Here is an 11951-nt window from a genome sequence, read left to right as displayed (position 1 = left end):
GACGATCGGCCTCCGGTCCGCGCCGTGACGACAGCCGCGACGACCGGGGCTTCCGTCGTGACGATCGGCCGTCCGGTCCGCGCCGTGACGACAGCCGCGACGACCGGGGCTTCCGCCGTGACGACAGCCGTTCCGACCGCGGCGGCTTCCGTGGGCGCGACGATCGCGGTGGGCGTCCCGGTGGCGTCCGCGGGCGCGACGACCGCGGCGGTCGCCCCGGGGGCTTCCGCAGCCGTGACGACCGGCGTGGCGACGACCGGCGCGGTGGCGGCCGGTTCCGCGAGGAGCGGGAGCGGGACCGGGACCGGGAGCCGATCAAGCGGCTGCCGATCCCGGAGGACGTCACCGGTGAGGAGATCGACAAGGACGTACGGCAGGAGCTTCAGAGCCTGCCCAAGACGCTCGCCGAGGACGTCGCCAAGAACCTGGTGATGGTCGCCCGGCTCATCGACGAGGACCCGGAAGGCGCGTACGCGTACTCGAAGGTGGCGCTGCGGCTCGCGTCCCGCGTCGCCGCCGTGCGCGAGGCGGCCGGCTTCGCCGCGTACGCCAACCAGAAGTACGGTGAGGCGCTTGCCGAGTTCCGGGCCGCCCGGCGTATGACGGGCAACGTCGACCTGTGGCCCGTCATGGCGGACTGCGAGCGTGGTCTCGGCCGGCCCGAGAAGGCGCTCGACATGGCCGGTGCGCCCGAGGTGCACAAGCTGGACAAGGCTGGTCAGGTCGAGATGCGGCTGGTGGCGGCCGGTGCGCGCCGAGACATGGGGCAGCTCGACGCGGCGATCGTGACGCTGCAGAGCCCCGAGCTGGCGTCCAACTCCGTCCAGCCGTGGACCGCGCGGCTGCGGTACGCGTACGCCGACGCGCTGCTGGCCGCCGGCCGGGAGGGCGAGGCGCGCGAGTGGTTCGCCAAGGCCGTGGAGGCCGACAGGGACGGCAGCACGGACGCCTCCGACCGGCTCGCCGAGCTGGACGGTGTGGAGTTCTTCGACGCCCTGGACGAGGGCGAGAGCGAGTCCGACGCCGCCGAGGGCGACGGCGACGACGACTGACGCCGGTCTGCGGCACCGGGACCGGACAGGGCGGGACCCCAGCGGGCCCCGCCCTGTCGCATGTCAGAGCTCCAACGCCCGCAGCACCAGCCCCGACGCCGGCTTCGGGCCGAACGACGTCGACTTGCGCGGCATCGTCACGCCCTGGCGGGCCAGTTCGCGGACGACCTCCTCGCGGACCGGGTGCATCAGGACCGCCGTGCCGCCGTCGCGCTCGGCCTTCTCGACGGTGGCGGCCGTGTCGTGGATGTAGGCGATGTCTTGCGGCGAGTCCTCGGGGATGCGCCAGACGTGTTCCAGGAGCGCGGCGTGCAGGACCGTCGCGTCCAGCGTGCGCCACGCCTGGGGGCGGTCCGCCGGGACCGTACGGGCCAGGAGGTCCGGGGACGGCTGGTCGACCAGGTGGAAGACGCCGTCGCCGGCGAGGAGGTAGGCGTTGCCGGCGCAGGCGGCGTCGGCCAGCACCTCCAGGGCCTCGGGCAGCGGCAGACGCAGGTCGCGTACGCGGAACAGGCCCTCGAGGGCGGACAGCGCCTCGGCGACCGGAAGCCGGTGCAGGAGGCGGTGGATCGCCCGGACCCTCAGCGGGTAGCGGACGGTGTCCACCAGCAGGACCAGGCCGTAGTCCCACGGGCTCGGGGAGGTGTGCTCCGCGCGTAGACGCACATAGGTCGCCCAGCGGTGGTGGCCGTCGGCGATCAGGGCCTGGTGCCGTGCCAGGTCCGTCCGGATCTCCGCCAGGGAGTCAGGATCCGTCACCGACCACAGGCGGTGGCTGAAACCGTCCTCCGTGGTGGTGGCCAGCAGTGGGAGGCGTTCGACGGTGCGTTCGACGACCGCGGTGGCGCCGGTCTCGGAGCCGTCGCCGCGGTAGGTGAGCAGCAGGGGTTCGAGGTTGGCGCAGGTGGCGCGCATCAGGGCCGCACGGTCCGCGATGACGTGCGGCATGACGTCCTCGTGAGGCAGTACCACGCCCTCCGAGGGCTCCGAGACGCGCAGCGCCCCTATGAGGCCGCGCTGGAGCACCCCGCCGCCCCGCTGCTCGTAGACGTACAGGCCGGGCTCGGTGTCGGTCCTCAGGACGCCCTCCGCGAGCCAGCGGCGCAGGGTCTCCGCCGCCTGCTTGGTGCGTGCCGCCGGGGTCGCCGCCTGGGGCAGTATGAGGCGCACGATGTTGTGCGGGTCCGCCGACTCCAGATGGAGGAGTCCGTCCGGGCGCACGACGACGTCGTACGGCGGTGAGGTGACCGCGGCGAGGCTGCCGACGCGGTCAGGGTCGTAGCGCAGGCCCCGGAAGGGGGCCAGGTCAAGGCCCGTGTGCGCCGGTACGTCCCCGCTACCTGCAGTGTTCATTGATGCATCGTAAGTGTGTCAGTGCCGTGCGGGATGATCGGGGGAAGGGATCGAACGAGGAGCGATGCGTAATGAGCCAGACCGTCAGGACGCGGCCCGAGGGCAGTGATGCGCCCCTGAGTGAGGCGTACGACACGGCGCTGCTCGACCTGGACGGCGTGGTGTACGCGGGCGGGAGCGCGATCGCGCACGCCGTGGAGTCGCTGGGATCGGCGAGCCGGGGCGGGATGCATCTGGCGTACGTGACGAACAACGCGCTGCGTACGCCGGACGTGGTGGCCGAGCACCTGACGGAGCTGGGGATACCGACGGGTGCCTCGGACGTCATCACCTCGGCACAGGCGGTGGCCCGGCTGATCAGTGAGCAGGTGCCCGTAGGGGCGCGGGTGCTGGTGATCGGTGGCGAGGGGCTGCGGGTCGCACTCCGGGAGCGGGGGCTCGTACCGGTCGAGTCGGCCGACGACGACCCGGTGGCCGTGGTGCAGGGCTATGGCGGACCCGAGCTGCCGTGGGGGCGGTTCGCGGAGGCGTGTTACGCCATCGCGCGCGGGGTTCCGTGGTTCGCTTCGAACACGGATCTGACGATTCCGAGCGCCCGCGGTATCGCGCCGGGCAACGGGGCGGCCGTCGAGGTCGTACGGATCGCGACCGGTGCGGAGCCGCAGGTGGCGGGCAAGCCGCTGCCGCCGATGCACCGCGAGACGATTCTGCGCACGGGCGCCGAGCGGCCGCTGGTGGTGGGGGACAGGCTGGACACGGACATCGAGGGCGCGTTCAACGGCGGAGTCGACTCGCTGCTGGTCCTGACGGGCGTGACGGACGGCGCGCAACTGCTTGCGGCGCCCCCGCAGCACCGGCCGACGTACGTGGACGCGGATCTGCGCGGACTGCTGACGGGGCAGCCGGAGGTGGTCGCGGCGGCCGGTGGATTCCGCTGCGGCGGCTGGACGGCGACAGCACAGGAGGAGAGGCTGCACCTGGAGGGGGACGGGGAGGCTCTGGACGGGCTGCGGGCGCTGTGTGCGGCTGCCTGGACGGCGGCCGGGAAGGGTTCGTGCGGGCTGGACGGGGGGAAGGCGCTGGCGCGGCTGGGGCTGTGAGCGGTGGGGACGGCCGGTCGAGAGGCGAAGCGAGGGTAGGCTAACCTAACCTGGTGTTGCTCGACAGCCCTCCCGAACCGCGTGCGGACACCGTCCCCGCACCCCCGACCCACCGGGCGATACGGTCCCTCGGGCTCCTCGTCTCGGTCGTGATCCTGGCGTTCGTCGCGCTGGCGAGCATCGCGATCGGGGCGAAAGGCCTCTCGCCGGCGCAGGTCTGGCACGGCCTGTTCCACGACTCGGGGACGTACGCCGACGTCGTGGTCGGCGACCGGCTGTCGCGCACGGTGCTCGGCCTGCTGGCCGGCGCCGCGCTCGGCCTCGCCGGTGCCGTCCTTCAGGCGCTCACCCGCAACCCACTGGCCGATCCGGGCCTGCTCGGCATCAACGCGGGCGCGTCCGCGGCCGTCGTCACCGCCATCACGTACTTCGGTGTCACCAGCCTGAGCGGCTATGTGTGGTTCGCCTTCCTCGGCGCGGCCGCCGTGGGAGCCCTGGTGTGGTTCCTCGGCGGCAGCCGGGGCGCCACCCCGGTGCGGCTGGCGCTCGCCGGAACCGCGATCAGCGCCGCGCTGTACGGCTACCTCCAGGCCGTGATGATCATGGACGACGCCGCGCTCGGCAAGATGCGCTTCTGGACCGTCGGGTCACTGGCCTCGGCGACGGACGCGACCATCCGGCAGGTCCTGCCGTTCCTGCTGGCCGGTACGGTCCTCGCGCTCGCGCTCGCCCGCCCGCTGAACGCCGTGGCGATGGGCGACGACGCCGCCCGTGCACTCGGCGCGCATCCGCGCCGCACCCGCGCCCTGTCCATGGCGGCCGCCACCGTCCTCTGCGGGGCCGCGACCGCCGCCTGCGGGCCGATCGTGTTCGTCGGGCTGATGGTCCCGCACGCCGTACGGTCCTTCACCGGCCCCGATCTGCGCTGGATCCTGCCGTACGCGACCGTCCTGTCGCCGGTGCTGCTGCTCGGCGCAGACGTCGTCGGCCGAGTCGTCGCAAGGCCCGCCGAGCTCCAGGTGGGCATCGTGACCGCGCTGCTCGGCGGCCCGGTCTTCATCTTTCTCGTACGGCGACGGAGGACGGCCCGACTGTGAAGTCCCAGCGTGTCCTCACGGCCCCCGGCCGGCTGTCCTTGCGACTGGACGTCCGCTCGCTCGCCGTCGTCGCCTTGCTCCTGCTCTTCGCGCTCACCGGGAGCGTGCTGCTGATCGGCACCGGCGACTTCCCGATCCCGGCCGGGGACGTCCTCAGAGCACTGGCCGGCGACGGCAAACCGGGTCAGGAGTTCATCGTCACCGAGCTGCGGCTCCCGCGGGTGCTCGTCGGTCTGCTGGTCGGCGCCTCGCTCGGGCTCGGCGGCGCCCTGTTCCAGTCCCTCTCCCGCAATCCGCTGGGCAGTCCCGACGTGCTCGGCCTCAATCAGGGGGCGACGGCAGGTGCGCTGATGGTGATCGTGCTGTTCTCCGGCAGCGCCACCCAGGTCGCCCTGGGCGCGCTCGCCGGCGGCCTGGTGACCGGAGCCGCCATCTATCTGTTCGCCCGGAGGCAGGGCGTGCACGGTTACCGGCTCGTCCTGGTCGGCATCGGCGTGTCCGCGATCATGACGGCGGTCAACGGGTTTCTGCTCACCAAGGCCGACATGGTCGACGCGGCCCGCGCGATCGTCTGGATGACGGGCTCGCTGGGCGGTCGCGACTGGGACCAGGTCCGGCCGCTCTTCGCCCTCTGCGCCGTCCTCGTACCGCTCGTCCTCGGCAACGCCCGTGGGCTGCGGATGATGGAGATGGGCGACGACGTCTCGAGCGCACTCGGCGTACGGGTGGAGCGCGTACGGCTGCTGCTGATGGTGTCCGCGGTGCTGCTGACCGCCGGTGCCACGGCCGCCGCGGGCCCGGTCGGGTTCCTGGCGCTGACCGCGCCGCAGCTCGCCCGCCGGCTCACCCGCTCGCAGCCGAGCCTGGTGGCCTCCATGGTCATGGGCGCCACCCTGCTGATCGTCGCCGACTGGGCCTCGCAGCGTGTCTTCGGGGCGGACCAGCTTCCCGTGGGAGTCGTGACCGGCGTCCTCGGCGGCGCCTACCTGCTGTGGCTGCTGGTCACCGAGCGCAGGGCGGGCCGGATATGAGCCCGCGGAAGGGCCGGACATGGCGGAAGGGCCGCAGATGAAGGCCGCGGGTGGAACGGACACGAACGACACCAGGACCACGAGGAGCATTGTGAACCGCCTCTGCGCCGACGACGTCACCCTCGCCTACGACCAGCGCGTGATCGCCGAGCGGTTGTCCGTGGAGATCCCCGACAACTCCTTCACCGTGATCGTCGGCCCGAACGCCTGCGGCAAGTCCACGCTGCTGCGCGCCCTGTCCCGGATGCTCAAGCCCGCGCGGGGGCGGGTACTGCTGGACGGGCAGGTCATCCAGTCGATGCCCGCCAAGAAGGTCGCGCGCACCTTGGGCCTGCTCCCGCAGTCCTCCCTCGCACCCGACGGGATCACCGTCGCGGATCTGGTCGGGCGCGGCCGGTACCCGCACCAGGGACTCCTGCGCCAGTGGTCCGGTGAGGACGAGCGGGTCGTGAAGGAGTCCATGGCACGGACCGGCGTCGCGGAGCTGGCCGACCGCTACGTCGACGAGCTCTCCGGCGGCCAGCGGCAGCGCGTGTGGATCGCCATGGCGCTCGCCCAGCAGACCCCGCTGCTGCTGCTCGACGAGCCGACCACCTACCTCGACATCCAGCACCAGATCGACGTGCTCGACCTGTGCGCCGAACTGCACGAGGAGCAGGGGCACACCCTGGTCGCCGTCCTGCACGACCTCAACCACGCGGCCCGGTACGCCACCCACCTCATCGCCCTGCGCGGCGGCAGGGTCGTCGCCGAGGGCGCCCCGAACGACATCGTCACGGCCGAGCTGGTGGAGGAGGTCTTCGGCCTGCGCTGCCAGGTCATCTCCGACCCGGAGACCGGAACGCCGCTGGTGGTCCCGGCGGCCCGCAGGTCACGGGCACAGGCGGCCGCGGCTGCCGCTAGAGAAGCCTCCTGAGGCGGAACAGGTCCCTCAGTCCCGCCTCCAGCTTGACCCGGCCCGAGCCCCACGCCCTGGCGAAGTGCAGTTCCCCGTCGACCATCGCCACCAGGTCGTCCCCGGTCATGGCGAGTCTGATCTGGGCCTTCTCGTGCGGTGGCCCCTGGAGCGTGTCCAGCACCTCGATCCGGCCGTCCTCGAGGCGGCCGACGAAGGTGACGTCCAGGTCGGTGATATGACAGCTCAGCGAGCGGTCCAGGGCCGCGGCCTCCCGCGCGTCCCCTTCAGCGCCCGCCAGGTTGTCCGAGAACTTCTCGAGTGCGCTGCGGCACTCCTCAATCGTCGCCATCGTGAGCGACGGTACCTCAGAGCCTGTCAGCGCTTCGCGGTAGCGTCGTGGCATGAGCGACTCTGTGACGGAGGCCGGGGCCCGGCCCCCGGCGGAAGCAGCGGTAACGGGGCCGGACGCTCCGGCGGACTCCGCGTTCGAGCCGGAGGACGACCCCGCCGCGCCCGCCCCGCTGAACGTGCCCCGGACCCCCACCGGCAACGCCGATGTGGACGCGGCCCTGGAGCGTCTCGCCGACGCCGACCACCTCGCCACGGACGGGCACATCGAGGTGTACGAGGATGTACATGGGGGGCTGCGGGACGCGCTCACCGCGCTGGACGCCCGCCCCGGGCCTCCGGCTCCCACCGGTCACCAGACCGCCACCCCTCGATGAGACCCTTCGGGTCGTACCTTTCGAATGACGTACGGGAACAGGAGCTGAACCGAACGTGGCAGGAGTCGCACGCCGCCGTCTCGACGCGGAGCTGGTCCGCCGGAAGCTCGCGCGCTCGCGCGAGCACGCCGGCCAGCTGATCGCCGCCGGCCGGGTCACCGTCGGCAAGACCGTCGCGACGAAGCCCGCCACGCAGGTGGAGACCGCTGCCGCCATCGTTGTCGCGCAGGACGACAGCGACCCCGACTACGTCTCGCGCGGCGGACACAAGCTCGCCGGTGCGCTGAAGGTCTTCGTCCCCCAGGGCCTTCTCGTCGAGGGACGGCGGGCGCTGGACGCCGGCGCGTCCACCGGCGGCTTCACCGACGTTCTGCTGCGCGCGGGCGCCGCCCATGTCGTCGCCGTCGACGTGGGATACGGACAACTCGCCTGGTCTCTCCGAAGTGATGAACGCGTCACCGTCAAGGACCGTACGAACGTACGCGAGTTGACGCTCGAAGCGATCGATGGGGAGCCAGTGGATCTTGTCGTGGGGGATCTGTCCTTCATCCCGCTCGGACTGGTGCTGCCCGCCCTGGTGCGGTGCGTGAAGCCGGACGCCGACCTGGTGATGATGGTCAAGCCGCAGTTCGAGGTGGGGAAGGAACGGCTCGGCAGCGGCGGCGTGGTGCGCAGCCCGCAGCTGCGCGCCGAGGCCGTGCGCGGGGTGGCCGAGCGGGCCGCGGAACTGGGGCTCGGGGTGAAGGGCGTGACGGCCAGCCCGCTGCCCGGGCCGTCGGGCAATGTCGAGTACTTTCTGTGGCTGCGAGCCGGAGCACCCGCGCTGGACCCGGCCGACGTTGACCGTGCTGTGGCGGAGGGGCCGCGTTGACAACGAACCGAGCTCGTACTGTTTTCCTGCTGGCCCACACCGGTCGGTCCGCCGCCATCCGCAGTGCCGAGCTGGTGGTCAAGGGCCTGCTGCGCTCCGGGATCGGCGTGCGTGCTCTGGAGGACGAGGCGGCCGACCTTCCGCTGCCGGACGATGTGCAGCTGGTCAAGGAGGCCACCCCGCAGTGCCTCGACGGGTGTGAGCTGCTCATCGTGCTCGGCGGTGACGGCACCCTGCTGCGCGGAGCCGAGTTCGCCCGCGCCTCCGGGGTGCCGATGCTGGGCGTCAACCTCGGCCGGGTCGGCTTCCTCGCCGAGGCCGAGCGCGACGACCTCGACCGGGTCGTCGACCGGGTGGTGATGAAGGCGTACGAGGTCGAGGAGCGCATGACGGTCGACGTCGTCGTGCACAAGAACGGCGACATCGTGCACACCGACTGGGCGCTGAACGAGGCGGCCGTGCAGAAGGTCTCCGCCGAGAAGCTGCTCGAGGTCGTCCTGGAGATCGACGGGCGGCCCGTGACGGGGTTCGGCTGCGACGGCATCGTGTGCGCCACCCCCACCGGGTCCACCGCGTACGCCTTCTCCGCGGGCGGGCCCGTGGTGTGGCCGGAGGTGGAGGCGCTGTTGATGGTGCCGATCAGCGCGCACGCGCTGTTCGCCAAGCCGCTGGTGACCTCGCCGGACTCCGTGCTCGCCGTGGAGGTGCAGCCGGACACGTCGCACGGGGTGCTGTGGTGCGACGGGCGGCGGATGGTGGAGCTGCCGCAGGGGGCACGGGTGGAGGTGCGGCGGGGGGCTGTGCCGGTGCGGCTGGCCCGGCTGCACCACGCTTCTTTCACCGACCGTCTTGTGGCCAAGTTCGCGCTTCCGGTCTCGGGGTGGAGGGGGCGGCCGCATTGACCCCGTCGCGGGGCAGCCGCACCTCGACACAGCACCGCTCCCTTTCCGGGGCGCGGTGCACCCCCATGAGTGACAAGGGCCGCTCGCACTTCTCCCCGCCGACCTCGTAAGGTCTTCCCCGTGTTGGAGGAGATGCGGATACGGTCCCTCGGAGTCATCGACGACGCGGTCGTCGAGCTGTCGCCCGGCTTCACCGCCGTGACCGGTGAGACGGGTGCGGGCAAGACCATGGTCGTCACCAGTCTCGGGCTGCTGCTCGGTGGGCGCGCCGACCCCGCACTCGTGCGGCTCGGGGCGAAGAACGCGGTCGTCGAGGGCCGGATCGCCCTGCCCGAGGACGCCTCCGTCGCCGTACGCGCCGAAGAGGCCGGGGCCGAGCTCGACGACGGGGCTCTGATCGTCAGCCGTACCGTTTCCGCCGAGGGACGCTCGCGGGCGCACCTGGGCGGGCGTTCCGTGCCCGTCGGCGTGCTCGCGGAGCTGGCCGACGAACTGGTCGCCGTGCACGGACAGACCGACCAGCAGGGCCTGCTCAAGCAGTCCCGGCAGCGGCAGGCGCTGGACCGGTACGCCGGAGACGCCGTCGCCGTACCGCTCGCCAAGTACCAGGAGGCCTACCGGCGGCTGCGCGCGGTCTCCGCCGAGCTCGACGAGATCACCACGCGCGCCCGTGAGCGGGCCCAGGAAGCCGACATGCTGCGCTTCGGGCTCGAGGAGATCGCGGCCGTGGAGCCGCGGCCGGGCGAGGACGTGGAGCTGGCCGAGGAGGCCGAGCGGCTCGGGCACGCCGAGGCGCTGGCCTCGGCGGCGACGGCCGCGCACACGGCGCTCGCGGGCAACCCCGAGGATCCCGAGGGCGTCGACGCCTGCACCCTGGTCGCGGGCGCCCATCGGGCGCTGGAGGCGGTGCGGTCGCACGATCCGGCGCTTGCGGGACTCGCCGAGCGGATCGGGGAGATCGGCATCCTGCTGGGCGATGTGGCCGGTGAGCTGGCCGGGTACGCCGACGACCTGGACGCCGACCCGCTGCGGCTCGCGGCCGTGGAGGAACGGCGGGCCGCACTCACCGCACTGACCCGGAAGTACGGCGAGGACATCAATGCCGTTCTCGCCTGGGCCGAGCAGAGCGCCGCCCGGTTGACCGAACTCGACGGCGACGACGAGCGGATCGAGGAGCTGACCGCCGAGCGGGACGCCTTGCGGGCCGAACTGGGTGGACTGGCACAGGAGTTGACGGATGCGCGGGAGGAGGCCGCCGAGCGGTTCGCCGCCGCCGTCACCGCCGAGCTGGCCTCGCTCGCCATGCCGCACGCGCGCGTGTCGTTCGACATCCGGCAGAGCGAGGACCCGAACGGGGTCGAGGTCGGTGGGCGTACGGTCGCCTACGGGCCCTCGGGCGTCGACGAGGTCGAACTGCTGCTCGCACCGCACCCCGGCGCGCCGCCGCGGCCCATCGCCAAGGGCGCCTCGGGCGGTGAGCTGTCGCGCGTGATGCTCGCCGTGGAGGTCGTCTTCGCGGGCACCGACCCCGTGCCGACGTACCTCTTCGACGAGGTCGACGCGGGTGTCGGCGGCAAGGCGGCGGTCGAGATCGGGCGTCGGCTCGCGAAGCTGGCGAGAACCGCGCAGGTCGTGGTCGTCACCCATCTGCCGCAGGTGGCGGCGTTCGCCGACCGGCAGCTGCTGGTGGAGAAGACCAACGACGGATCGGTCACGCGCTCCGGGGTGAAGGTCCTGGAGGGCGAGGACCGGATCCGTGAGCTGTCCCGGATGCTGGCGGGCCAGGAGGACTCGGAGACCGCCCGCGCCCACGCGGAGGAGCTGCTGGCCACGGCACGGGCGGACCAGTAGGCCACGGTTGCTCTGGGACACGGTTCGGGACCTGTGGGACACGGTTTGGGACCTGTGCACGGGACCTGTGGGGCGCGGCTTCGGCGGGCGGCTTAGGGTGGCGGGATGATCACGCGTACCCGCAGGACCGTTTCGTTCGCGCTCGCCGCGGCCGTCACCCGTGCCGCAACCGCCGCCCTGCGTGCCGCGGCACCGGGCGGGCGGCGGCGTTGGCAGCGGACGAACCACGCCGGGCGGACCGTCGTGCTGTACCCGGGCCCCGCGGTGGCCGTGGCGGCCACGACCGGGGCCTGGCGGGTCCACCCGGCGGCCGGGTTCGCCGTCCTGGCCGCCGGTGCCTGTGGGGCCTACGACGACATCGCCGGTGCTGGCGATCCGCGGCGGGGGTTCCGGGCGCATCTGTCGGCCCTGAGGGACGGTGAGGTCACCAGCGGTGCCGTGAAGCTGTTCGGGATCTCGGCCGCCGCCCTCGCCGCGGGGGCCGTGCTCAAGGAGCGGCCCCTGGACAAGGTGCTCGCGGGTGTGGTCATCGCCGGAGCCGCGCACTTCGTGAACCTGGTGGACGTACGGCCCGGGCGCGCCGCCGGGGCCGTCCTCGCGCTCGGCGCTCCCGGACTGCTGCGGAAGGGCGCCTGCGGGGAACTGGCCGCCGCCGCGACCGGTGCCGCGGCCGCCGTCTTCCCCGACGACTTCGGCGAGCGCGCGATGCTCGGCGACACCGGGGCGCACGCGCTCGGTGCCGCGCTCGGCGCCGCCGCCGTGGTGGGCAACAGGCGAGCCGGAGTCCTGGTCCACGCGCTCGCGTTCGTGGTCGCGGCGGTGTGCGGGGACAAGGTGAGCGAAGCGGCGAGGTCGTGGCGGATCGGGCAGCTGCCCGTGGCCCCTCTCCCGCCGGCCACCGTCTCACCCGTGTGAGTGACCGCGGCGCGCCCCCGGGCGCCCGCCGCACCGACCTCGCCCGCGCCCGCCCGTGCCGCAACACCCGCGCGCCCTGGCATCCTTGAGTCAACTGCGGTCCACCCCGCGCGGTCCACGCCCACCGCGCGATCCTTCTGTACGTTTCTTCGTGAC

General features: G+C 72.8%; 12 protein-coding genes. 10 read left to right on the top strand and 2 right to left on the bottom strand.

Annotated features, from left to right (window positions below; genetic code table 11):
- The first annotated feature begins 323 nt into the window (after positions 1-323).
- Positions 324-1052, top strand: coding sequence for a tetratricopeptide repeat protein (locus C3488_RS32470; RefSeq protein WP_103844465.1), 729 nt, complete (start codon positions 324-326; stop codon positions 1050-1052).
- A gap of 63 nt (positions 1053-1115) precedes the next feature.
- Here the strand turns inward: C3488_RS32470 and C3488_RS32465 are convergent, their stop codons facing one another.
- Positions 1116-2405: a DUF1015 family protein gene (locus C3488_RS32465; RefSeq protein ID WP_103844462.1), complete on the bottom strand. Its 1290-nt coding sequence runs from the start codon at positions 2403-2405 to the stop codon at positions 1116-1118.
- Positions 2406-2476: 71 nt separating this feature from the next.
- On the opposite strand from C3488_RS32465, the gene C3488_RS32460 reads away from it, so the two are divergent.
- Genes C3488_RS32460 through C3488_RS32445 form a run of 4 tightly spaced genes read left to right on the top strand, consistent with a single transcriptional unit; the run spans position 2477 to position 6549 of the window.
- Positions 2477-3505, top strand: a complete 1029-nt coding sequence (locus C3488_RS32460; protein ID WP_103844461.1) for an HAD hydrolase-like protein — start codon at positions 2477-2479, stop codon at positions 3503-3505.
- A gap of 53 nt (positions 3506-3558) precedes the next feature.
- A complete protein-coding gene (locus C3488_RS32455; RefSeq protein ID WP_103844460.1) occupies positions 3559-4602 on the top strand; it encodes an iron ABC transporter permease in 1044 nt (347 codons plus the stop codon).
- On the top strand, positions 4599-5633 hold the full coding sequence (locus C3488_RS32450; protein WP_103844459.1) for an iron chelate uptake ABC transporter family permease subunit: 1035 nt from the start codon (positions 4599-4601) through the stop codon (positions 5631-5633). The genes C3488_RS32455 and C3488_RS32450 overlap by 4 nt, the downstream gene beginning before the upstream one ends.
- A 37-nt stretch (positions 5634-5670) precedes the next feature.
- Entirely contained in the window at positions 5671-6549 is an 879-nt protein-coding gene (locus tag C3488_RS32445) for an ABC transporter ATP-binding protein (RefSeq protein ID WP_181139287.1), read from the top strand.
- Here C3488_RS32445 and C3488_RS32440 read toward each other — a convergent pair.
- Complete coding sequence (locus tag C3488_RS32440; protein WP_103844458.1) at positions 6533-6880, bottom strand: SCP2 sterol-binding domain-containing protein; 348 nt, start codon at positions 6878-6880, stop codon at positions 6533-6535. The two genes, C3488_RS32445 and C3488_RS32440, sit on opposite strands and share 17 nt — an antisense overlap.
- 52 nt (positions 6881-6932) lie before the next feature.
- Between C3488_RS32440 and C3488_RS32435 the strand changes: the two genes are divergently transcribed.
- The 5 genes from C3488_RS32435 (at position 6933) to C3488_RS32415 (ending at position 11795) form a co-directional block, all read left to right on the top strand.
- Positions 6933-7256: a hypothetical protein gene (locus C3488_RS32435; RefSeq protein ID WP_103844457.1), complete on the top strand. Its 324-nt coding sequence runs from the start codon at positions 6933-6935 to the stop codon at positions 7254-7256.
- A gap of 55 nt (positions 7257-7311) precedes the next feature.
- A complete protein-coding gene (locus tag C3488_RS32430; RefSeq protein ID WP_103844456.1) occupies positions 7312-8127 on the top strand; it encodes a TlyA family RNA methyltransferase in 816 nt (271 codons plus the stop codon).
- The gene (locus C3488_RS32425; protein WP_103844455.1) at positions 8124-9029 is read left to right on the top strand and encodes an NAD kinase; all 906 of its coding nucleotides are present in this window, start codon (positions 8124-8126) and stop codon (positions 9027-9029) included. The genes C3488_RS32430 and C3488_RS32425 overlap by 4 nt, the downstream gene beginning before the upstream one ends.
- 132 nt (positions 9030-9161) lie before the next feature.
- Positions 9162-10880: a DNA repair protein RecN gene (recN, locus tag C3488_RS32420; RefSeq protein ID WP_103844454.1), complete on the top strand. Its 1719-nt coding sequence runs from the start codon at positions 9162-9164 to the stop codon at positions 10878-10880.
- Positions 10881-10985: 105 nt separating this feature from the next.
- Complete coding sequence (locus C3488_RS32415; protein WP_103844453.1) at positions 10986-11795, top strand: hypothetical protein; 810 nt, start codon at positions 10986-10988, stop codon at positions 11793-11795.
- Positions 11796-11951 lie beyond the last annotated feature (156 nt).

Source organism: Streptomyces sp. Ru72 (assembly GCF_002920635.1).
GTDB lineage: Bacteria > Actinomycetota > Actinomycetes > Streptomycetales > Streptomycetaceae > Streptomyces.
The sequence above is the reverse complement of the archived record's forward strand: the minus strand, read 5'-3'. Positions and strand labels throughout refer to the sequence as shown.

What these genes read in the sequence shown, in the direction of transcription:
- C3488_RS32465 (WP_103844462.1), bottom strand. Translation starts at nt 2,405, where the DNA reads ATGAACACTGCAGGTAGCGGGGACGTACCGGCGCACACGGGCCTTGAC.
- C3488_RS32460 (WP_103844461.1), top strand. Translation starts at nt 2,477, where the DNA reads ATGAGCCAGACCGTCAGGACGCGGCCCGAGGGCAGTGATGCGCCCCTG.
- C3488_RS32445 (WP_181139287.1), top strand. Translation starts at nt 5,671, where the DNA reads ATGAAGGCCGCGGGTGGAACGGACACGAACGACACCAGGACCACGAGG.
- C3488_RS32440 (WP_103844458.1), bottom strand. Translation starts at nt 6,880, where the DNA reads ATGGCGACGATTGAGGAGTGCCGCAGCGCACTCGAGAAGTTCTCGGAC.
- C3488_RS32435 (WP_103844457.1), top strand. Translation starts at nt 6,933, where the DNA reads ATGAGCGACTCTGTGACGGAGGCCGGGGCCCGGCCCCCGGCGGAAGCA.
- recN (WP_103844454.1), top strand. Translation starts at nt 9,162, where the DNA reads ATGCGGATACGGTCCCTCGGAGTCATCGACGACGCGGTCGTCGAGCTG.
- C3488_RS32415 (WP_103844453.1), top strand. Translation starts at nt 10,986, where the DNA reads ATGATCACGCGTACCCGCAGGACCGTTTCGTTCGCGCTCGCCGCGGCC.